20 protein-coding genes are annotated in these 20,122 nt (G+C 67.2%); 10 read left to right on the top strand and 10 right to left on the bottom strand.

Annotated elements, in window-relative coordinates; translation table 11 throughout:
• Positions 1-105 precede the first annotated feature (105 nt).
• Entirely contained in the window at positions 106-1,869 is a 1,764-nt protein-coding gene (dnaG, locus tag AC3EF3_RS11925) for a DNA primase (RefSeq protein WP_488532365.1), read from the bottom strand.
• 72 nt (positions 1,870-1,941) lie between these two features.
• Between dnaG and AC3EF3_RS11920 the strand changes: the two genes are divergently transcribed.
• Together AC3EF3_RS11920 and AC3EF3_RS11915 are read left to right on the top strand one after the other, a co-directional pair.
• Positions 1,942-3,585 carry an acyl-CoA synthetase gene (locus AC3EF3_RS11920; protein ID WP_488532364.1) on the top strand — a complete coding sequence of 548 codons (1,644 nt, stop codon included), beginning with the start codon at positions 1,942-1,944 and terminating at the stop codon, positions 3,583-3,585.
• A gap of 16 nt (positions 3,586-3,601) precedes the next feature.
• On the top strand, positions 3,602-4,501 hold the full coding sequence (locus AC3EF3_RS11915; RefSeq protein ID WP_488532363.1) for a YihY/virulence factor BrkB family protein: 900 nt from the start codon (positions 3,602-3,604) through the stop codon (positions 4,499-4,501).
• Here the strand turns inward: AC3EF3_RS11915 and AC3EF3_RS11910 are convergent, their stop codons facing one another.
• Positions 4,502-5,260 (bottom strand): 3-hydroxyacyl-CoA dehydrogenase, encoded by a 759-nt coding sequence (locus tag AC3EF3_RS11910; protein ID WP_488532362.1) that lies wholly within the window; start codon positions 5,258-5,260, stop codon positions 4,502-4,504.
• A 237-nt stretch (positions 5,261-5,497) separates the two neighbouring features.
• Positions 5,498-6,043: a phasin family protein gene (locus AC3EF3_RS11905; protein WP_488532361.1), complete on the bottom strand. Its 546-nt coding sequence runs from the start codon at positions 6,041-6,043 to the stop codon at positions 5,498-5,500.
• A gap of 197 nt (positions 6,044-6,240) precedes the next feature.
• On the opposite strand from AC3EF3_RS11905, the gene AC3EF3_RS11900 reads away from it, so the two are divergent.
• Genes AC3EF3_RS11900 through AC3EF3_RS11890 form a run of 3 tightly spaced genes read left to right on the top strand, consistent with a single transcriptional unit; the run spans position 6,241 to position 8,329 of the window.
• A complete protein-coding gene (locus AC3EF3_RS11900; protein WP_488532360.1) occupies positions 6,241-7,170 on the top strand; it encodes a histone deacetylase family protein in 930 nt (309 codons plus the stop codon).
• Positions 7,167-7,607 (top strand): acyl-CoA thioesterase, encoded by a 441-nt coding sequence (locus AC3EF3_RS11895; protein WP_488532359.1) that lies wholly within the window; start codon positions 7,167-7,169, stop codon positions 7,605-7,607. Before AC3EF3_RS11900 ends, AC3EF3_RS11895 begins: the two co-directional genes overlap by 4 nt.
• A complete protein-coding gene (locus AC3EF3_RS11890; RefSeq protein WP_488532358.1) occupies positions 7,604-8,329 on the top strand; it encodes a nitroreductase in 726 nt (241 codons plus the stop codon). The genes AC3EF3_RS11895 and AC3EF3_RS11890 overlap by 4 nt, the downstream gene beginning before the upstream one ends.
• 11 nt (positions 8,330-8,340) lie before the next feature.
• On the opposite strand, the gene AC3EF3_RS11885 is transcribed toward AC3EF3_RS11890, so the two are convergent.
• On the bottom strand, positions 8,341-8,580 hold the full coding sequence (locus AC3EF3_RS11885; RefSeq protein WP_488532357.1) for a CsbD family protein: 240 nt from the start codon (positions 8,578-8,580) through the stop codon (positions 8,341-8,343).
• A gap of 122 nt (positions 8,581-8,702) precedes the next feature.
• Between AC3EF3_RS11885 and AC3EF3_RS11880 the strand changes: the two genes are divergently transcribed.
• From AC3EF3_RS11880 to AC3EF3_RS11865, 4 genes are read left to right on the top strand one after another with little or no spacing between them, the layout of a single operon-like run.
• The gene (locus tag AC3EF3_RS11880; protein ID WP_488532356.1) at positions 8,703-9,968 is read left to right on the top strand and encodes a citrate transporter; all 1,266 of its coding nucleotides are present in this window, start codon (positions 8,703-8,705) and stop codon (positions 9,966-9,968) included.
• On the top strand, positions 9,965-10,939 hold the full coding sequence (locus tag AC3EF3_RS11875; protein WP_488532355.1) for a 2-hydroxyacid dehydrogenase: 975 nt from the start codon (positions 9,965-9,967) through the stop codon (positions 10,937-10,939). Before AC3EF3_RS11880 ends, AC3EF3_RS11875 begins: the two co-directional genes overlap by 4 nt.
• Positions 10,940-10,950: 11 nt before the next feature.
• Positions 10,951-12,189 (top strand): DNA recombination protein RmuC, encoded by a 1,239-nt coding sequence (locus AC3EF3_RS11870; protein ID WP_488532354.1) that lies wholly within the window; start codon positions 10,951-10,953, stop codon positions 12,187-12,189.
• A gap of 8 nt (positions 12,190-12,197) precedes the next feature.
• Entirely contained in the window at positions 12,198-13,337 is a 1,140-nt protein-coding gene (locus AC3EF3_RS11865) for an MFS transporter (protein WP_488532353.1), read from the top strand.
• Here AC3EF3_RS11865 and AC3EF3_RS11860 read toward each other — a convergent pair.
• From AC3EF3_RS11860 to efp, 5 genes are all read right to left on the bottom strand, one after another.
• On the bottom strand, positions 13,325-14,188 hold the full coding sequence (locus tag AC3EF3_RS11860; protein WP_488532352.1) for an LOG family protein: 864 nt from the start codon (positions 14,186-14,188) through the stop codon (positions 13,325-13,327). The genes AC3EF3_RS11865 and AC3EF3_RS11860 overlap by 13 nt on opposite strands.
• Before the next feature lie 69 nt (positions 14,189-14,257).
• Entirely contained in the window at positions 14,258-14,998 is a 741-nt protein-coding gene (locus tag AC3EF3_RS11855) for a glycosyltransferase family 25 protein (RefSeq protein WP_488532351.1), read from the bottom strand.
• Positions 14,999-15,020: 22 nt separating this feature from the next.
• On the bottom strand, positions 15,021-15,902 hold the full coding sequence (locus AC3EF3_RS11850) for an AEC family transporter (RefSeq protein WP_488532350.1): 882 nt from the start codon (positions 15,900-15,902) through the stop codon (positions 15,021-15,023).
• Positions 15,899-16,678, bottom strand: a complete 780-nt coding sequence (locus tag AC3EF3_RS11845) for a heme-dependent oxidative N-demethylase subunit alpha family protein (RefSeq protein ID WP_488532349.1) — start codon at positions 16,676-16,678, stop codon at positions 15,899-15,901. The genes AC3EF3_RS11850 and AC3EF3_RS11845 overlap by 4 nt, the downstream gene beginning before the upstream one ends.
• A 58-nt stretch (positions 16,679-16,736) precedes the next feature.
• The gene (efp, locus tag AC3EF3_RS11840; RefSeq protein WP_488532348.1) at positions 16,737-17,291 is read right to left on the bottom strand and encodes an elongation factor P; all 555 of its coding nucleotides are present in this window, start codon (positions 17,289-17,291) and stop codon (positions 16,737-16,739) included.
• 140 nt (positions 17,292-17,431) lie between these two features.
• Here efp and AC3EF3_RS11835 point away from each other — a divergent pair, with 140 nt between their 5' ends.
• A complete protein-coding gene (locus tag AC3EF3_RS11835; RefSeq protein ID WP_488532347.1) occupies positions 17,432-19,057 on the top strand; it encodes a phosphoethanolamine transferase in 1,626 nt (541 codons plus the stop codon).
• Here the strand turns inward: AC3EF3_RS11835 and earP are convergent.
• Positions 19,003-20,061 carry an elongation factor P maturation arginine rhamnosyltransferase EarP gene (gene earP / locus AC3EF3_RS11830; protein ID WP_488532346.1) on the bottom strand — a complete coding sequence of 353 codons (1,059 nt, stop codon included), beginning with the start codon at positions 20,059-20,061 and terminating at the stop codon, positions 19,003-19,005. The genes AC3EF3_RS11835 and earP overlap by 55 nt on opposite strands.
• Positions 20,062-20,122: the final 61 nt, after the last annotated feature.

The raw sequence follows: 20,122 nt of genomic DNA, 5'->3' as shown, positions 1-20,122 counted from the left end.
GGAGTTGGCTCGGTTGCGCGCATGGCGTCGGTCGGCCGGTGTCCGGAGGTGCTGCTGTCGCTCTTGCCGCTAGCAAACCCTACATTATACCGTCATGCGGAAAATTCAAGAGGGTGATTTGCTGATGTCGATCAGCCGGCGCAGCTCTTCGTAAGCCGCCGGATCGGTGGAGGCACGCTCGGCCAGGGCCTTCTTGCGCTCGTCCAGCAAGCGCTGGCGCTCCTTGCCGAGGATCTGCCTCAGCTCGTCCAGGTCGTGCTCGATGTCCGGCAACACGCGGGCGGCCTGCTCGAACAGGAAAGGAGCCTGCGGATGGCCTTCGAGGGCCTCCCGCAGGGTTTCCCATGGCTCGGGGCCATGTTCATGCACGTGGCCGTCGAGCCAGGCGAAGAGCGGCCCGTGCGGTTCGGCCAGCTCGCACAGGAGGTGGTGGTCGTCATTGCTCAGCGTCGACCAGGCGCCGGGGTTCATGAAGGTGATTTGCAGGGCTCGGTCCGCGCGGCCGGGGGGCAGGGTGCGCGTGGGCCGGCGCGCCGGCGCCCAGGTCGACGGGCGCTGCGGCGCCCGCGCGGGGGGACGGATGCCCCACAGCGACGAGAGTTCGCCGGGATCCAGCTGCGCCAGTTGCGCGATCTCGCCCAGCAGCTGGCGCCTGAGCGCGCCATCGGGCAGCGCGAGCCACAGCGGCCTCGCGTTGGCCGCCATGTGGGCGCGGCCTTCGGCGGTCGCCAGGTCGCAGCCTTCACGTGCCGCCTCGATGAGGAAGCGGCTCAGCGGTGTGGCCTCGCCCACGTAGCGCGAGAACGCGTCGCGCCCGTGCTCCCGGATGTAGCTGTCGGGATCGTGTTCGGCCGGCAGGAACAGGAACTTGATGCTGCGCACGTCGGTCGCGAAGGGGATCGCGATGTCCAGCGCCTTGCGCGCGGCGCGCCGGCCGGCCTCGTCGCCGTCGAAGCTGAAGACGACCGAGTCGGTGAAGCGAAAGAGCTTCTGCACGTGGTCGGTGGTGCAGGCCGTCCCCAGCGTCGCGACCGCGTTGGGAAAGCCCAGCTGTGCCAGCGCGACCACGTCCATGTAGCCCTCGGTCACCAGCACGAAGCCGTGCTCGCGCATGTCGCCGCGTGCCTCGAACAGGCCGTAGAGCTCGCGCCCCTTGGAGAACACGGGCGTCTCCGGCGAATTCAGGTACTTCGGCTTCTCGTCGCCCAGCACGCGCCCGCCAAACCCGATGCATTCGCCCTTGACGTTGCGGATCGGGAACATGATCCGGTCGCGGAAGCGGTCGTAGCGCTTGTCGTCGTCCCCGGCGATGACGAGGCCGCTTTCCTCGAGGAGCGCGTCGTTGTAGTCGGGAAAGACACTGGCCAGGCTGCGCCAGCCTTCGGGCGCGTAGCCCAGGCCGAAGCGCTTGGCGACCTGGCCCGAGAGGCCCCGGCCTTTCAGGTAGTCGACGGCGCGCGGCGAGTTCCGGAGGTGCTTGCGATAGGCTTCGCCCGCCTTTTCGAGGACGTCGGTGAGCGTGAGGTGCTTTTCGCGCGCCTTGGCGGCACGTTCGCGTTCCGCGGGTGAAACCTCTTCCTCGGGCACTTCCATGCCGTACTGGCCGGCCAGGTCCCGGGTGGCCTCGACGAAATTCATGCCGGCGTGTTCCATCAGGAAGCGGATCGCGTCGCCGCTCTTGCCGCAGCCGAAGCAGTGATAGAACTGCTTGGTGGGGCTCACGGAAAACGATGGCGATTTCTCGGCGTGGAAGGGGCACAGCCCCATGTAGTTCGCCCCGCCCTTCTTGAGCTGCACGTAGCGGCCGACGATCTCGACGATGTCGGCACGCGCGAGCAGCTCCTGGATGAAAGACTGGGGGATCGCCATCGTCTCGGTATTCTTACTTAATGGGCCGAAGCACCCGAAAGATTTACGCTGTCGGCCTTCAGGAGACAAGCCATGCCGGGTATTTTTGACCAGGACCTGCCGCGCAACGAAGCCAATTTCGCGCCGATCACGCCGCTGTCGTTCATCGAGCGGGCCGCGGAGGTGTACCCGGACCGGCTTGCGGTCGTGCATGGCGAGCTGCGCCGCACCTGGCGCGAGGTCTACGCGCGTTGCCGCCAGCTCGCGAGTGCACTGCAGAAGGCGGGCGTGGGCAAGGGCGACACGGTCGCTGTGATGCTGCCGAACACGCCGCCCATGGTCGAAGCGCATTTCGGCATCCCGATGGCGGGGGCGGTGCTGAACACCCTCAACACGCGGCTGGACCCCGAAACGATCGCTTTCATGCTGGATCATGGCGAAGCGAAGGCCGTGATCGTCGATCCGGAATTCGCGGCCGTCATGAAGCGGGCCATCGCGTTGCGGCAGGCGCCGCGCGAACTGCTCGTGATCGATGCCGAAGACGCGGTGTACGGCCCGGGCGAGCGAATCGGCCGCATCACCTACGACGATTTCGTCGCCGGCGGCGACCCGGATTTCGCCTGGCAGATGCCCGGCGACGAATGGGAGGCCATCGCGCTGAATTACACCAGCGGCACGACAGGCAACCCGAAGGGCGTCGTCTATCACCACCGCGGCGCGGCGATCAATGCCGTCTCGAACATCCTCGAATGGGACATGCCGAAGCACCCCGTCTACCTCTGGACGCTGCCGATGTTCCACTGCAACGGCTGGTGCTTCCCATGGACCATTGCTGCCCGTGCGGGCGTGAACGTGTGCCTGCGCAAGGTCGAGGCGAAAGCCATGGCCGACGCGATCAAGACGCACGGTGTCACGCATTACTGCGGCGCGCCGATCGTGCATGGCCTGCTGGTGAACGCGCCCGACGAGCTGAAGCAGGGCCTGCCGCGAGGCGTGAAAGGCATGGTCGCGGGCGCTGCGCCACCGGCTTCGATGATCGAGGGCATGGAGAGGCTCGGCTTCGACCTGACGCACGTGTACGGCCTGACCGAGGTCTACGGGCCGGCAACCGTGTGCCCCAGGCACGAGGAGTGGAACGCGGTCGACATCGGCGAGCGGGCCCGCCTGAACGCGCGCCAGGGCGTGCGCTACCACCTGCAGCGCGACGCGCGCGTACTCGATCCGCAGACGATGCAGCCGGTGCCCTGGGACGGCGAGACCATGGGCGAGATCATGTTCCGCGGCAACATCACGATGAAGGGTTACCTGAAGAACCCCGCGGCGACGCAAGAGGCCTTCGCGGGCGGCTGGTTCCACACCGGGGACCTGGCCGTGCAATACCCCGACGGCTACATCAAGATCAAGGATCGCAGCAAGGACATCATCATCTCGGGCGGCGAGAACATCTCGTCGATCGAGGTGGAGGACGTGCTCTACCGCCATCCGGACGTGCTCGCGGCGGCGGTGGTGGCCAAGCCCGATCCCAAGTGGGGCGAAACGCCTTGTGCCTTCGTCGAGCTCAAGGCCGGCGCGCAGGCGACGGCGCAGGAGATCGTCGCGCACTGCCGCAAGCACCTGGCGGGCTTCAAGGTGCCGAAGGCGGTGGTCTTCGGCGAACTGCCGAAGACGTCGACCGGCAAGATCCAGAAGTTCGAGCTGCGCAAGAAGGCCGGCTCAGCCACCGCCATCGACGTGTAGGACCGAGAATCCGCGGATGCTGAGTCCGCGCATGACGCACGTCCTGCAGAACCCGGGCGCGTTCGCATGGAACGTGCTGAAGCAGTTCAAGAAGAACCAGGGGCTGTTGCTCGCCGGCGCCGTGGCCTACTACGCGCTGCTCTCGGTCGTGCCGCTGCTGATCCTGCTGGTCATCGCGCTGTCGCATGTGGTCGACCAGGCACTGCTGCTCAGCACGCTGGGACGCTACCTCGAACTGTTCGTTCCCGGCCAGTCCAGGGCCATCATCGAGGAGTTGCGCGAATTCCTGGCCAACCGGGACGTCATCGGCTGGCTCCTGCTGGTCACGATGCTGTTCTTCAGCTCGCTCGCCTTCACGGTGCTGGAGAACGCGATGTCGGTGATCTTCCTGCATCGCATCCTCGCGAAGAAGCGCCGCTACATCGTCTCCGCGGTGCTGCCGTACATCTACATCCTGTGCCTGGGGCTGGGCGTGCTGATCGTGACGCTGGTCTCGGGCAGCCTGCAGGCGATCGGGCAGGAGCGCGTGGACGTCCTGGGGCACGAGTGGTCGCTCAAGGGCGTTTCGGGCGCGCTGCTGTACCTGCTCGGGCTGGCGGGCGAGATCTTCGTGCTCAGCTCGGTCTACATGGTGATGCCGGTCGGGCGCCTCTCGTGGCGGCACGCATTCATCGGCGGCGCAACGGCGGCGCTGCTGTGGGAGATCACGCGCCACGTGCTGGTGTGGTACTTCAACACGCTGTCGCAGGTGAGCGTGGTCTACGGCTCGCTCACGACGGCGATCGTCGTGCTGTTCACGCTGGAGATCGGCGCGACCTTGCTGCTGCTGGGCGCGCAGGTGATCTCGGAATACGAGCGTATCGGCCTGCCGGAAGGGCCCGACGTGTCGAACCCTTTCCGGGAAACCCAGTTCTGATCAGCGCGGCGCGAGGCGGATCGCGCCGTCGAGGCGGATCACCTCGCCGTTGAGCATGTCGTTCTCGAAGATGTGCTTCGCGAGCTTCGCGTAGTCCTCGGGCGTGCCCAGGCGCGAGGGGAAGGGCACGCTGGCGGCCAGTGCATCCTGCACTTCCTTGGGCATGCCGAACAGCATCGGGGTGCCGAAGATGCCGGGGGCGATGGTCATGTTGCGGATGCCGTTGCGTGCGAGGTCGCGGGCGATCGGCAGCGTCATGCAGACCACGCCGCCCTTGGACGCGCTGTAGGCGGCCTGGCCGATCTGGCCGTCGTAGGCCGCGACGGAAGCGGTGGAAATCATGCAGCCGCGCTCACCGGTCTTCTCGGGCTCGTTCTTCGCCATCGCGTCGGCGGCGAGGCGGATCATGTTGAACGAGCCGACCAGGTTGACCATGATGGTCTTCGTGTAGAGCGCGAGATTGTGCGGGCCGTTCTTGCCCACGGTCTTCTCGGCCGGCGCGATACCGGCGCAGTTGACCAGGCCCATCAGCTTGCCCAGGGAGACGGCCCTGGCGACGACGGCCTGGCCATCGGCTTCCTGGCTCACGTCGCACTTCACGAAGGCGCCGCCGATCTCCTTCGCGATCGCTTCGCCCTTGTCGGCCTGCATGTCCGCGATGACGACCTTGCCGCCGTTGGCGGCGAGCATGCGCGCCGTGCCTTCGCCGAGGCCGGATGCGCCGCCGGTGACGATGAAGACCTTGCCGCTGATGTCCATGGGTTCTCCTGATGGTTGACGTTTACGTAAACGTCATTATCGCGGAGGAAATAAAAAAAGCCCGGTGCGAACACCGGGCTATGAAGGATCCCTGAACCCGTGAGGGTGTCGAAAGGACCCGAGGAGACAACCTGAAGAACTCTCGTTCGCCTGAAGGAGAGTATCGGATAGATGCTCCGCGTCTTCTAGAGTTCCTGCCCCAGCCGGGGCAGGCGGCCTCGAGTTTGCGTGAACTGCTTAGCGCTTCTTGGCGGTCGTCGTCTTCGTCGCGTTGACGGCTTGCGCGGCCACGGCGTTGAAGTTGGCTTCGGCGACTTCGGTCGCCTGCTTCACGGCCTTCTGGACCGATTCCAGCGCGTTGTTGCCTGCGGCAACGGCGCTCTTGAACACGGCAACGGCGGTTTCGCTGCCGGCCGGCGCGTTCTTGGCGGCGTTGTCGACGATGGCCAGGAACTTCTTCTGGGTCTCAGCGGCTTGCGATTCGAAGGTCTTGGCGAACTCGGCGCCCGTGCTCGACGTGATGTCGTACAGGTGGCGGGTGTAGGCAGCGGTCTTCTCGGCCAGGGGCTGGAACAGCGAGGCCTGCAGGGCCAGCAGCTCTTGCGCGTCCTTGACGTTCAGCGCGGCCTGGCTGGTGCCGGCGGCTTCGGCCAGCGCGGCCTTGGTCGCGGTGACGTTCAGCTCGACGAGCTTCTCGACGCCTTCGAAGGCCTTGGAGGTCAGGCCGAAGAGGGTTTCGACGTTGGCTTTCTGGGAAGCCAGGATTTGTTCAGCGGTCAACATAGCGGTTCTCCGTTACGAGCAGGGTGGGTGGATCGATATCTGCCCTGAACCCCGGTGGCCCGGTTCATGTTGCAGCGCAGCATGGTCCAAAGTATAGGGGTACCAGCGAGCTTTGCAAGTCATTTTTGCTGCATTGCACCATTCTAGGTGGGGCTACCTAAGGAGCGGCTCGGCGGGGACGCCGACACAATCCTGCCATGCAGGTCTATTACTCCACGCAATTCGTCCTGCCTCTGCCGCCGGGCCACCGTTTTCCGATGGGGAAGTACCAGATGCTGCGCGACCGGCTGGCTGCTGAGCTGCCGGAGGTGGAGTTGCGGCAGGCACCGCCGGCCAGCGATGGCGAGCTGGCGCTGGTCCATACGCCGGGGTACATCCAGGCGATCAGTGACGGGTCGGTCGACCCGAAGGTCATGCGCGAGATCGGTTTCCCGTGGAGCCCGCAGATGGTGGAGCGCTCGCGCCGCTCCGTGGGGGCGACGATCTCCGCCTGCCGCGCCGCCTTCACCGAAGGCGTCGCCGCCAACATCGCCGGCGGCACGCACCACGCCTACGCGGACAAGGGCGGCGGCTTCTGCGTGTTCAATGACGCGGCCGTGGCCACACGGCTGATGCAAGCCGAATGGCGCCGGTCGCACCGGGGGACCTTGAAGGTCGCGATCGTCGACCTGGACGTGCACCAGGGCAACGGCACGGCCCGCATCTTCCAGGGCGACGATTCGGTGTTCACGCTGTCGATCCACGGCCAGAAGAACTTCCCGTTCCGCAAGGAGGCGAGCGATCTCGACGTCGATCTTCCGGACGGCTGCGGCGATGGCGAGTACCTCCGCGCCCTCGACGGGGCGCTCGAGGAACTCGAAGGGCGCTTCGACCCCGGGCTGGTGATCTATCTCGCGGGCGCGGACCCGCACGAGGGCGACCGGCTCGGGCGATTGAAGCTCACCTGGGATGGCCTCGAAGCGCGCGACCGCGTTGTCTTCGAATGGGCGTGGCAGCGACGCTTGCCGCTGGCCTTCGCGATGGCGGGCGGCTATGGCACGCGCCTGGAAGACACGGTGCAGGTCCAGGTGAACACCTTCCGCGTCGCAGCGCAGTACGCGGCCCGCTGGCAGAATCGTCCGCGATGAACGAGAACACGAAGCCCCAACCCGAGCCGCGCGGGGCCTACCGCGCCTTCCACGACATCACCACCCGCTGGATGGACAACGACGTGTACGGCCACGTCAACAACGTCGTGTACTACAGCTGGTTCGACACCGCGGTGAACGGCCACCTGATCCGGCAGGGCGCCCTCGACATCCACCGGGGCCAGGTGATCGGGCTCGTGGTCGAAACGCAATGCAATTACTTCGCGCCGATCGAGTTCCCGCAGCAGGTCGAGGCGGGCGTGCGGGTGGCGCGGCTGGGCCGCTCGAGCGTGCGCTACGAAGTCGGCCTGTTCGTGAAGGGCACGGAGATGACGGCGGCGAAAGGCCATTTCGTGCACGTGTACGTCGATCGCGAAAGCCGCCGGCCGGCCGAGCTGCCTGCCAGATTGAAATCGGTGCTGGAGGCCCTGCAATGACTTACAGCGCCGTCACCGCGGTCGTCGCGGACCCCGCGAGCGTGGACACCGCCATCGAGTCGCGCTTTTCCACGCGGGCCTTCCTGCCGCGGCCTGTGGAGCGCGACAAGATCGAGCACATCCTGCGCCTCGCCCGCCGTGCCCCTTCGGGCACGAACACGCAGCCGTGGAAGGTGTACGTGCTGCAGGGCGCGAGCCGTGACACGCTGGTCGAGAAGGTGTGCGCGGCGCACGACGCGGTCTACATGAACCCGGCGCTCGCCGTCGAGTACCAGGAGGACTACGACTATTACCCGCAGAAGTGGGTATCGCCGTACATCGACCGCCGCCGCGAGAACGGCTGGAGCCTCTATGGGCTGCTGGGCATCGCGAAGGGCGAGAAGGACAAGATGCACGCCCAGCACCACCGCAACTACCGGTTCTTCGATGCGCCGGTGGGGCTGATGTTCACGATCGACCGCATCCTGGGTGTCGGGTCGTTCGTCGATTACGGCATGTTCCTGCAGAACGTCATGGTGATGGCGCGCGCGCAAGGCCTGCACACGTGCCCGCAGGCGGCCTGGAACCCGTTCGCGAAGATCATCCTGCCGCACATCGGCGCGGGTCCGGAGGAGATGCTGGTCTGCGGCATGGCGCTGGGCTACGCCGACGTGTCCCACAAGGTCAACACCTTCTACACGCCGCGCGCGCCGGTCGAGGAATTCACGCGCTGGCTCGATTAGGGGCTGGGGCCCTACGCCTGGTCGCGCGAGGGCGAGTCGTCCAGTTCCACGTCGCGGTTGCGATCCTCGAACTGCCGTACCTGGCGCTCGGCCTCGTCGCGGGCGATGCCATGGCGCTGCTGGATGCGGCCCAGCAACTGGTCGCGCTTTCCGGCGATCACGTCCAGGTCGTCGTCGGTGAGCTGGCCCCACCGTTCCTTGATCCGGCCCTTGACCTGTTTCCACTGGCCGCGCAGGCGATCGGTATTCATGGCGTCACTCTAGGAGCAGTCGAGCAGGCAGCGCCGTAGGCGCGTCACCCATCCGTCAGCCGGACGGGTCGCGCGTGCCCCGATAATCAGCCCAAGCACAACAGAAAAAGACGGAGACAACCTTGACCCTGGCCGGCATTCCCCTGGATTTCGTGTTGTTCGCCCTGACGCTGCTCGGGGTCGCGCTGTTCCACAACCAGACGCTGTATGTGGCGCTGATCGGCCTGGCGACCATCACGCTGTACAAGCTCGGCTTGGGCGACTTCGCCGGCGTGCCCGGCGTGGCGGGCCTCGCCGGGCTGCTGAAGCACGAGTGGGTGACGCTCGCGAACCTGCTGGGGCTGCTGCTGGGCTTCGCCTTGCTGGCGGACCACTTCGAGAAGAGCGGCGTGCCGACCCTGCTGCCCAACGTGCTGCCCGATGACTGGAAAGGCGGCTTCATGCTGCTGGTCATCGTCTTCGTGATCTCGAGCTTCTTGGACAACATCGCGGCCGCGATGATCGGCGGCGCGATGGCGCATGTCCTCTTCCGGGGCAAGGTCCACGTCGGTTTCCTGGCGGGCATCGTCGCGGCCAGCAACGCGGGCGGCTCGGGCAGCGTGGTCGGCGACACGACCACCACGATGATGTGGATCGCGGGCGTGCCGCCCATCGAGGTGCTGGAGGCCTACATCGCCGCGGTCGTCGCCGTCGCGATCTTCGGGGTCATCGCCGCCAAGCAGCAGCACCGGCTGCAGCCGATCATGAAGGATGACCCGGTCGACGCCTTCCTCGAGGCGCCGCGCCTGTGGATCGTGGCGATCATCCTCGTCACCGCGCTGGCCGCCAACGTGTTCTTCAACATCAAGGCACCCGAGGTGCTCGACCACTGGCCGGTGATCGGCATCGCCGTGTGGGTCGCGATCTTCGCGACCGCGCCCTGGCGCAAACCGACCTGGAACCTGCTGCCGGGCGCGCTCCGGGGAAGCATCTTCCTGCTCTCGCTGGTCACCTGCGCGGCGATGATGCCGGTGAAGGCACTGCCGGCCGCATCGTGGCAGACCGCGTTCGGGCTCGGGTTCGTGAGCGCCGTGTTCGACAACATCCCGCTCACCGCGCTGGCGCTGCACCAGGGCGGCTACGACTGGGGCTTCCTCGCGTACGCGGTGGGCTTCGGCGGCTCGATGATCTGGTTCGGCTCGTCCGCGGGCGTCGCGCTGTCGAACATGTACCCCGAGGCGAAATCGGTCGGTGCCTACCTGAAAGCCGGGTGGCACGTGACCGCCGCCTACGTCATCGGGTTTTTCGTGCTGCTGGTGATCCATGGGTGGCATGTCGACGTGCCCAACACCCGCATGGGCGGCAGCGAACCCGTCACCACGCCGCCTCCCGCCAAGACCCTGCCATGAAACCGAAGATCCTGGTCGCGCGCGCCGTTTTCCCCGAGACGCTGGACAAGCTGCGCGCGCATTTCGAGGTCGAGTCCAACCAGGCCGACGAGCTCTGGGCGAAGCAGCAGCTCGCGGCGAGGCTGGCGGACAAGGTGGGCTGCTTCACCACGGCCAGCGAGCGCATCGACGCCGACACCCTCGCGCAGGCGCCCCAGCTCAGGATCTGCGCCAACATGGCCGTGGGCTACAACAACTTCGACCTGCCCGCGATGACCGCGCGGCGCGTGCTCGCCACCAACACGCCCGACGTGCTGACCGAGACGACGGCGGATTTCGGCTTCGCGCTGCTGATGGCCATCGCGCGGCGCATCACCGAAGGCGAACACTTCCTGCGTGCCGGCAAGTGGGACCGCTGGAGCTACGACATGCTGGCGGGCGGCGACGTGCACGGCACGACGCTGGGCATCCTGGGCATGGGCCGCATCGGGCAGGGCATCGCGAGGCGCGGCGCCCACGGCTTCGGCATGAACGTGATCTACCACAACCGCTCGCGCCTGTCGCCCGAACTCGAGGCCCAGTGCAAGGCGCGGTACGTGAGCAAGCAGGAGCTGCTCGAGACGGCCGATCACCTCGTGCTGGTCCTGCCGTACTCGCCCGAGTCGCACCACGCGATCGGGAAAAAGGAGCTCGCGCTGATGAAGCCCACCGCCACGCTGGTGAACGTCGCGCGCGGCGGCATCGTCGATGACGCTGCTCTGGCGAAGGCGCTGCGCGAGAAGCGCATCGCGGGTGCGGCCCTGGACGTGTTCGAGGGCGAGCCCAAGGTTCATCCCGACCTGCTCACCGTGCCGAATGTCGTGCTCACCCCGCACATCGCCAGCGCCACGGTGCCCACGCGCCGCGCCATGGCCGATCTGGCCGCCGACAACCTGGTCGGCTTCCTCGTGCACGGCAAGCCGCTCACGCCCTTGAACCCGGAAGTGCTGTAGGGGACAACCGCTTGGAAACCTGGACCCTTGTCGCCCTGGCCATCGCCACCTTTGTCATCGTGGTGATGCTGCTGCTGCGCAAGCCCCCGACCAACGACGCCACGCGCGTGGAGCTGCTCGCCGCGAACGAGCGGCTCGAGCGCGAACTGCGGCGCGAGATCAGCGAATCGCAGCGGGGCGCGCGCACCGAGCTCACGCAACAGCTGGGCGTGTTCCAGGAGACACTGGTGGTGCAACTGCAAGGCCTGGCGGAATCGAATGCGCGCCGCATGGGCGAAGTGCGCGCCACGCTCGATGCGCAGCTCGCGCAGCTGCAGCAGCAGAACGCCGCGAAGCTGGACGAGATGCGCCGCACGGTGGACGAGAAGCTGCAGACCACGCTGGAGACGCGCCTGGGCGAGAGCTTCAAGCAGGTGGCCGACCGCCTCGAGCAGGTGCACAAGGGCCTGGGCGAGATGCAATCGCTCGCGCAAGGCGTGGGCGACCTGCAGCGCGTGCTGACCAACGTCAAGACGCGCGGCATGTTCGGCGAGGTGCAGCTCGAGGCGCTGCTCGAACAGGTGCTCACGCCCGAGCAGTACGCCAAGCAGGTCGAAACCAAGCCGCGCAGCAACCAGCGCGTGGACTTCGCGATCCGCTTCCCCGGCCGCTCGGACGACGGCGTGCCGGTGTGGCTGCCGGTGGACGCGAAGTTTCCACGCGAGGACTACGAGCGCCTGCTGGACGCGCAGGACCGGGCCGATCCCGCCGCTGCCGACATCGCGGCGCGTGCGCTCGAGTCGCGCATCCGCACGGAGGCGAAGTCGATCAGCGATTACTACCTGTGCCCGCCGTACACCACTGATTTCGCGATCCTGTTCCTGCCGATCGAAAGCCTGTACGCCGAGGTGTTGCGGCGACCGGGCCTGATGGATGCGTTGCAGCGCGACTATCGCGTGACGATTGCCGGGCCGACGACGCTGCTCGCCATGCTGAACAGCCTGCACATGGGTTTTCGCACCCTGGCGCTGGAACAGCGTGCCTCCGAGGTGTGGAAGGTGCTCGGCGCCGTCAAGACCGAGTTCGACCGCTACGGCAAGTGGGTCGAACAGATCCGTGACCAGGTCGAGCGCGCGGCCAAGACGCTGGAGAGCGCGCAGACGCGCACGAACCAGATGCGGCGGGCGCTGAAGTCGGTCGAGGCGCTGCCCGAGGGCGAGGCCCAGGCGCTGCTGCCGCCCGTGGGGGAAGGGGACGAGCCGACCGGATGACTGGCGGAATGAACCCGGCGCTCTTGCGGTTGATCGCCGGCCACGTCTTCCTGCACGCGTGCATGGCGGGCATGCGGATGGCCGCCCCGCTGTTCGCGCTTCACGAGGGGCAGAGCGAGGCCGCGGTCGGCGTCCTCCTGGCGTTGTTCGCTCTCACGCAGGTGTTCCTTGCGCTGCCGGCGGGACGCTATGCGGATCGTCACGGCCTCAAGCGCCCGATGGGTTTCGCGGTGCTGGCAGCCACGATAGGCGCGGGCGCCGCGGTGGTGTACCCAGCCTTCCCGGTGCTGTGTTTCGCGGCCCTGCTCACGGGGGGCGCGACGGGTGCGGCGTCGATCGCCCTGCAGCGCCACGTCGGCCGCGCCGCGGAGAACCCCACCCAACTCAAGCAGGTGTTCTCCTGGCTGGCCATCGGCCCGGCGGTCTCGAACTTCGTCGGGCCTTTCACGGCGGGGCTGGTGATCGACCATGGCGGCTACACGTTGGCCTTCCTCGTCCTGGCCACGCTGCCCACGGTCTGCTGGTTCTGGGTGCACGACGCGAAGGAACTGCCGCCGGTGGTCCCGCCTGCGGGCCACGTGCCCGGCAAGGCGTGGGACCTGCTGCGCGAGCCGCACTTCCGGCGCCTGCTGATCGTGAACTGGCTGCTCTCGTCCTGCTGGGACGTGCACACCTTCGTGGTGCCGGTGCTCGGGCACGAGCGCGGCCTCTCGGCTTCCGTGATCGGCACGATCCTGGGCTCGTTCGCCGTGGCCGCGGCGGGGGTCCGCCTGCTGTTGCCCGTGGTCGCGGCGCACGTGCGCGAATGGGCGGTGATCGCCAGTGCGATGGCCGCGACCACCGTGCTCTTCGCGATCTATCCCTTGCTGCACGCGCCGATTGCCATGGGCCTGTGCTCGGTGCTGCTCGGCACGGCCTTGGGCACGGTGCAGCCGATGGTCATGAGCACCTTGCACCAGATCACGCCCGAACATCGCCACGGCGAAGCGGTGGCGATGCGCATCATGGCGATCAACGCGTCCAGCGTCACCATGCCGATGCTCTTCGGCGTGGCCGGCGCCGTGATCGGCATCTCGGGCGTGTTCTGGGTCTTCAGCGCGGTGGTCGGCAGCGGCCTGCGCCTCGCCTTCAGGCTTCAGAGCCGGTAGAAGTCCCGGATGGTCCGCCACGCCGCTTCGGGCGTGTCGGCGTACTGGAACAGCTCCAGGTCCTGCGGCGAGATCACGCCTTCCTCGATGAGGAACTCGAAGTTGACGAGGCGTTTCCAGTAGTCGGAGCCGAACAGCACGATCGGCACCTGCTTGGACTTGCGCGTCTGCACGAGCGTGATCACCTCGAACAGCTCGTCGAGCGTGCCGAAGCCGCCAGGGAAAGCGACCAGCGCCTTCGCGCGCATCATGAAGTGCATCTTGCGCAGCGCGAAATAATGGAAGCGGAAGGACAGGGCGGGCGTCACGTAGTGGTTGGCGCCTTCTTCCATGGGCAGCGCGATCGACAGGCCTACACTGATCCCGTCGGCCTCGTAGGCACCCCGGTTGGCGGCTTCCATGATGCCAGGACCGCCGCCGGTGCAGATGAACAGCATGTCCTGCGGCTCCTTGCCCGCGCTGTACTGCGCGACCAGCTGGCCGAACGCGCGCGCCTTCTCGTAATAGTGCGCATTGCGCGCCAACGCGCGGGCACGGCGGATCAGCGCCGCGTCGCCACTGGCTTCGGCGTTCCTGACGAGCACGGCCGCGTCCTCCTCGCTGCGAAAACGCGCGCTGCCGAAGACGACGATGGTGTTCTCGATGCCCAGCGCCTGCTGTTCGAGGTCGGGTTTGAGCAACTCGAGCTGGAAGCGGATGCCGCGCGTCTCGCGCCGCAGGAGGAATTCAGGGTCGGCGAAGGCGAGGCGGCTGGCATCGGGGTCGAGCGGAAGACCCTTGTTCGCATGCGCCTGGAGCGTCGCCCAGGCATCCGCGAGCCGCCGGTCGTGGAGGTTTCTCGAAGAGGGCATGGCTGCATTGTGGGGCAAGCAGCGCGCCGTGGAGGCGGCGGGTGACCGTTGTGCTGATGCGGCGTCGGCCTAGGGCTTGCGCGGCAGCTGGATGGTCGAAATCGCGTGGTCGTTGGGAGTGATCACGAGCGGCGGCAGCGCAACAAGCGGGGTGGCATGCGCTTCCCGGAAAAAGGCGTTCATGACGACGTCGATTCCCGTGTTGGGAAAATTCCGGTTCAGGCCCCAGAAGTAAACGCTGCCCGGGGCGAGCGGAAAGCACCAGTCCAGCAGCTTGCGCGCGGTCGCCGGAGTCACGCTGTAGGCGGGGATGCCGAACGCGGCAAGCAAACGGAACAGCGACGGCTGAACCGCCTGGCGCGAGAAGGTGTTCGCCTGTTCGCGCATCTGCTCCTGGCTGAATTGCGCAACACAGGGGGACAGGTTGCCCGGCAGCATGAACGTCAGAAACGAATCGAAGTTCCAGCCCCAGTGCAGGTAGTCCCATTCGCCGAGTTCCCGGCAGGTTGCTTCGACCGCATCGAAGAAGTTGCCGCTCAATATCGCATCGTCCTCCAGGATGGTGATCGGCTCGTCCAATTCGATCGCGATCTCCCACAGCCGCCTGTGCGATAGCGCGGCCCCGACCGCGCCGTCGGTGTAATGCGGCAGACCCGCTTCCATGAGCCCCTGGGCGACCAGGGCGCCTCGATCCGTCGTGCGACCGTCCACCGCTTCGAAATGCCTGATCCGGTCGCGATGACCATTGACGGCGTAGAAGGCATCGAGCCGTTCGGGAGTGCGCCTCAGGCTGATGACGAAATATTGCATGGGCCGCGAGTGTAGTGCCAGCCTAGAGGGACAGAGCCAGTCCGAGCGGCACGAAGAGGACGGCCAGCGCGTTGCCGAGCAGGATCATCGCCGCCACGCGCTCGGGCTCCTGCCGGTAGCGCTCGGCGAGCATGAACTGCATCACGGCCGGCGGCAGTGCCGCGAACAGCAGCAGCTGCCCGCGCGCCATGCCGGTGAGGCCCAGCACGTGCGCGAGCGGCAGCGCCACGGCCAGGCCGATCAGCGGGCGCGCGAAGGCACCGAGCAGCCCGCGCGGCACGTCCTGGCGCTTCAATTGCGTCAGGCGCACGCCCAGCGAGAACAGCATGAGCGGCAGCATAGCCTCGCCGAGCATCTTCATGCCGGTGAAGATCATGTCGGGCGGGCGCACGCCCGTGGCGGCACTGGCGAAGCCCAGCGCGCTGGCGATCATCAAGGGGCTAAGGAGCAGTTCGCGCGTGCTCGCGTGCGCGCTGGTGACGCGCGCGCCCAGAGAGAAGTGAATCAGGTTGCTGATCGAGAACAGGCCCACCGCGGCGCCGAACCCCGCGGGACCGAAGGCGAGCAGGGCCAGCGGCAAGCCCATGTTGCCGCAGTTCGTGAACATCACGACCGGCACGAGGCTGCGCGCGTTCGTGTGCGTGAAGCGCGCGAGCAGCCATGCGACGGCGCCCGTGGCGAGGATCAGCGCCGCGCCGGCCCCGAGCAGGCCGGCGTGGTCGCCGAGGCGGAACTCCTTGCCCGCGAGCGCGGTGTAGACGAGCACGGGCGTCATCACGTCGAGCACGACGCGGTTGAAGGTCGTGAGGTCGGGCCGGGCGCGCCGGCCGTAGACGAAGCCGACGGCCACGATCAGGAAGACCGGGACGATGACCTGGGCGATGCGGGCCAGCAGCTCCATCATGCGACCCGGCTCGCCAGCCAGGCCAGCAAAGGTTCGCGCGCCGGCGCGAGGCCCTTGTACGCGAGCACATCGTTCGACATGGAGGCGATGGAGTCGTGCAATCTGCGCGCGACGCCGGGTGCGGCGACGGCTTCGCGCAAGGGCTGCAGCATCACGCGGATCGTGAATACGGCCTGCTGCGTGCCCGCGCCGACCGGGAAGAAGGTCTGGCGTTCGGCGCGCAGCCAGCAGCGCTCGCCGAAGGCTTCGATGCCGTTCGTCTGCGGCCAGGGCTCGCGCGCATGGCGCCTCGGATGCTGGTCGTAGCGGCCCGACGGGCTGACGGTCCACACGAACCGTTCCCAGCATTCGCCGGAGGTCGCGAGCTTCACGAGCTGCGACGAGGCCCCCACGAGCAGGCGGTTGTCGGCCACCGGCGTGTGGACCGCCGCGAAATCCAGGCCGATCTTGTCCTCCGGCGCCCAGTGCGAAGGCACGCACACGCACAGCCATCGCAGCGTGCCGCTCTCGCCGTCGAGCACCGCGAAATCCTGCTCGTAGGCGATTTCGGGCGGCAGCGCGCTGGGCAGCCGCTCGCGCATCGCGGCCAAGGCCATCGATGCGTCGAATCCCGCCACGGCGTGGCGCGAGGCGCCGGTCTCCATCACGGCGAGCTTCTCGCGGTACAGCGGGCTCGCGGGATCGAGGCGCGTCAGCTGCGGATCGGTCGCATCGAGCCGCCGCAGCCCCGGCTGCATGCGGAACGGGACGGCGACGATGTCGAAGTCGAACTGCATAGCCGAATGAAAAAGGGCCCCTTTCCGGAGCCCTCATTGTCGCAATTGCTGCGCGCCGTCAGACGCGGCGGCGGTATTCGCCCGTGCGCGTGTCGATTTCCACCTTGTCGCCCTGGGCCACGAAGATCGGCACGCCGATCTCGAAGCCGGTCGCGATCTTGGCGGGCTTGAGCACCTTGCCCGAGGTGTCGCCCTTGACGGCCGGCTCGGTCCAGGTGATTTCGCGCTCGACGCTGGTGGGCAGTTCCACCGAGATGGCCTTGCCTTCGTAGAACACCACCTCGGCGGGCATGCCTTCCTCGAGGTAGTTCAGGGCGTCGCCCATGTTTTCCTTCTCGACCTCGTACTGGTTGTACTCGGAGTCCATCCACACGTACATCGGGTCGGCGAAGTAGGAGTAGGTGCAGTCCTTCTTGTCCAGGACGATCTGGTCCATCTTGTCGTCGGCCTTGAAGACGATTTCCGTGCCCTGGTTGTTCAGGAGGCTCTTGAGCTTCATGCGCACGGTGGCGGCGTTGCGCCCGCCCCGGGCGTATTCGGTCTTCAGGACGACCCACGGGTTGCCGGATTGCATGATCACGTTGCCGGCGCGGATTTCTTGAGCGATTTTCATGTTCGTAAGCTTCGGGTGGGGGGCCGGCAACACGCGTCTCGAAGAAATCGGCTGGGTTGCGGCAGGGCGCGGGGTCCGCGCAAAGCCCTTAATTCTAACCTCTTCGCCGGCTTCATGCGAGGCAGGCATACTCGCCCGCCATGAAGTCCCGCCCCGCCGTTCATACCGAGACGCTGCTCGCCGGCGCGGCCGTGTTCATCCTGCTGGCCGGCAACGGGCCGTTCTGGCACGCGGCGCTCGCAAACCGGCCCTGGGCCGAGCCTGCGACCTGGCTCTTCGCCGGGGCGGTGTTCGTCTCGCTCGCCTCGATCCATTTCGCGATCACGGCGATGTTTTCAACGCGGCACACGGTCAAGCCGCTGCTCACCGTGCTGCTGCTGGTGACGGCCGGCGCGTCGTACTTCATGGAGCGGTACGCGATCTACCTCGACCGGACGATGGTGCGCAACGTCACGGCGACCAACTTCAAGGAGGCCAGCGAGCTGCTGGGCTGGGGCCTGGCCGTGCACCTGGCCGCGTTCGGGGTGCTGCCCTCTGCGCTGGTCTGGTGGACCACGATCAAGGATCGACCCTGGCGCCGGGCGGCGGCCATCCGCACCGGGGTCACTGTCTGCGCGCTCGTGCTGGGTGTCGGCAGCCTGTTGCTGGTATTCGCTGATTTCGCTTCGCTCATGCGCAACCATCGCGAGATGCGCTGGCTCATCACGCCGGGCAACGCGCTCATCGCGCTGGCGCAGAACGCGCTGGACCAGAGCCTGCCTGCGGGCCAGCCGAAGCTCGTCGTGGGGGCCGATGCGAAGGTGGTCGCGCCGCCGCGCGAGCGCCCGATGCTTTTCGTGCTCGTGGTCGGAGAAACGGCGCGTGCGCAGAATTTCTCGCTGAACGGCTATGCGCGCGAGACGAATCCGGAACTGGCCAAGCGCAGCGTGATCAATTTCCGCGACGCGACGTCATGCGGCACATCCACCGAGGTGTCGCTGCCGTGCATGTTTTCGCCTTTCGGCCGCGCGCATTACGACGAGTACCGGATCGCCTCGCACGAGTCCGTGCTGAACGTGCTGGCCCGCGCGGGCGTCGGCGTGCTGTGGCGCGACAACCAGTCCGGCTGCAAGGGGGTGTGCGACGGCGTGCCGGTGCAGCAACTGGACCACGAAACCGTCCCTGGCCTGTGCGCGGACGGCCAGTGCTTCGACGAGATCCTGCTGCGCGGCATGGACCAGGTAGTGCGCGACCGCCGGGGCAACCTGCTGGTGGTGATGCACCAGCTCGGCAGCCACGGGCCGGCCTACTACAAGCGCTACCCGCCCGCGTTCCAGCGCTTCCAGCCCACCTGCGATTCCGACGACCTGCGCCAGTGCGACGGCCAGGCCATCGTCAACGCGTACGACAACACGATCCTCTACGCCGACTTCTTCCTCGGCAAGCTGGTCGATTTCCTCGCCGAGGCCCAGAAGACGCACGATACGGCGATGCTGTACGTGTCGGACCACGGCGAATCGCTGGGCGAGCAAGGCCTGTACCTGCATGGCGTGCCGTATGCGATCGCTCCCGATGTCCAGAAGCACGTGCCATTCGTGGTGTGGCTGTCGCCGGCATTTCGGGCCGACGTCGGCGTGGACGAAGTCTGCCTTCGCCGCCGGGCCGGTCAGCCGGTCAGCCACGACAGCCTGTTCCACTCGCTGCTGGGCGTGTTCTCGGTGCAGACGAGCGCCTACGATCCGGCGCTCGACATCTTCGCGGGCTGCAGGACGAAGCGCGTCAACTGAGTGACCAGGTCGTCCTGGGCCAGCAGGCGGTCGCGCGCCTGGCGGGCCGTGTCTTCCCACAAGGAAGGCTCGAAGGACGATAGCCGAGGCGTCATCGCATTCCAGCCGCGGTGGAACTCGCGCAGCGAAGCCGGCGCGGCCAGCCAGTCGAGGAACGCCTCCAGCTTCGCGTGGTGCGCATCGTCGTGCTGCGGATAGAGCTGCCACGCGAACGGCTTGCCGGCCCACAGGGCACGCACCAGCGAATCCTCGCCGCGCACGAAGTTGAAGTCGCAGGACCAGAGCAGGTGGTCGAAGTCGGGCTGCGGCATCAGCGGCAGGAACTGCACCGACAGCTGGCCCTGGGTCGTCGCGTCGCCCAGCACGGCACGCATGGCGGCGGCGGCGCGCCCGGCCGTCACGAGCAGGCGAGTTGGCCTGGCGCCGAGTTGCGGGAGCAACTGCCGCAAGGCCTGCGGCTCATAGCAAAACAGGCTGACCATCCGCAGGCCGGGGGCCTGAATGCCCCGCGAGGCCAGCCAGGCATCCGCGTCGAAAGATTCCTGTCCGCGCAGCAGATCCTGTTCGCGAATCAACCCACCCGTGCCCGGCACGAATCCCGGATAGAAGAACCGCTTGGCCAGGCCGGCTGCGGGACCGGCAAGCACCGGCGACGGCAGGCCGTGACCGCGCTGCGCGAAGGATTCCGCCGTGAGGTACTCGAGATTGAGCCACGCCGGCTGCCGCCCTTCGGCCTTGGTGCGCGCGGCGATCAGCGCCTGGAAGGCCTGCGGCAGTTCGCAGCCGAAGGCCTCGATCACGACGTCGCCCGGCCCCGGTTCGCTGGCCCAGGGCAGCACCTGCACGCCGTCCTGGCCTTCGGGCGCCATCCACGCCAGCGCGCTCGCATCGTCGACGCGCAGCCGCACCGCCTCGCCGCGGCGCGCGAGCTCGGCGGAAAGCCGCCAGCACACGCCGATGTCGCCGTGGTTGTCGATGACGTTGCAGAAGATGTCCCAAAGCATGCTGCAAACAGGATAGCGATTGTGGCTCCGACATAACTTTGCTTCGCAAAGTGAGTCTGCG

The organism is Ramlibacter sp. GS1-15, assembly GCF_057785015.1.
Note: the sequence above shows the minus strand (reverse complement) of the source record. Positions and strands in the feature narration are given on the sequence as shown.

Coding starts and splice junctions, on each gene's coding strand:
- dnaG (WP_488532365.1), bottom strand. CDS start 1,869: ATGGCGATCCCCCAGTCTTTCATCCAGGAGCTGCTCGCGCGTGCCGAC.
- AC3EF3_RS11920 (WP_488532364.1), top strand. CDS start 1,942: ATGCCGGGTATTTTTGACCAGGACCTGCCGCGCAACGAAGCCAATTTC.
- AC3EF3_RS11915 (WP_488532363.1), top strand. CDS start 3,602: ATGCTGAGTCCGCGCATGACGCACGTCCTGCAGAACCCGGGCGCGTTC.
- AC3EF3_RS11910 (WP_488532362.1), bottom strand. CDS start 5,260: ATGGACATCAGCGGCAAGGTCTTCATCGTCACCGGCGGCGCATCCGGC.
- AC3EF3_RS11905 (WP_488532361.1), bottom strand. CDS start 6,043: ATGTTGACCGCTGAACAAATCCTGGCTTCCCAGAAAGCCAACGTCGAA.
- AC3EF3_RS11900 (WP_488532360.1), top strand. CDS start 6,241: ATGCAGGTCTATTACTCCACGCAATTCGTCCTGCCTCTGCCGCCGGGC.
- AC3EF3_RS11895 (WP_488532359.1), top strand. CDS start 7,167: ATGAACGAGAACACGAAGCCCCAACCCGAGCCGCGCGGGGCCTACCGC.
- AC3EF3_RS11890 (WP_488532358.1), top strand. CDS start 7,604: ATGACTTACAGCGCCGTCACCGCGGTCGTCGCGGACCCCGCGAGCGTG.
- AC3EF3_RS11885 (WP_488532357.1), bottom strand. CDS start 8,580: ATGAATACCGATCGCCTGCGCGGCCAGTGGAAACAGGTCAAGGGCCGG.
- AC3EF3_RS11875 (WP_488532355.1), top strand. CDS start 9,965: ATGAAACCGAAGATCCTGGTCGCGCGCGCCGTTTTCCCCGAGACGCTG.
- AC3EF3_RS11865 (WP_488532353.1), top strand. CDS start 12,198: ATGAACCCGGCGCTCTTGCGGTTGATCGCCGGCCACGTCTTCCTGCAC.
- AC3EF3_RS11860 (WP_488532352.1), bottom strand. CDS start 14,188: ATGCCCTCTTCGAGAAACCTCCACGACCGGCGGCTCGCGGATGCCTGG.
- AC3EF3_RS11855 (WP_488532351.1), bottom strand. CDS start 14,998: ATGCAATATTTCGTCATCAGCCTGAGGCGCACTCCCGAACGGCTCGAT.
- AC3EF3_RS11850 (WP_488532350.1), bottom strand. CDS start 15,902: ATGATGGAGCTGCTGGCCCGCATCGCCCAGGTCATCGTCCCGGTCTTC.
- AC3EF3_RS11845 (WP_488532349.1), bottom strand. CDS start 16,678: ATGCAGTTCGACTTCGACATCGTCGCCGTCCCGTTCCGCATGCAGCCG.
- efp (WP_488532348.1), bottom strand. CDS start 17,291: ATGAAAATCGCTCAAGAAATCCGCGCCGGCAACGTGATCATGCAATCC.
- AC3EF3_RS11835 (WP_488532347.1), top strand. CDS start 17,432: ATGAAGTCCCGCCCCGCCGTTCATACCGAGACGCTGCTCGCCGGCGCG.
- earP (WP_488532346.1), bottom strand. CDS start 20,061: ATGCTTTGGGACATCTTCTGCAACGTCATCGACAACCACGGCGACATC.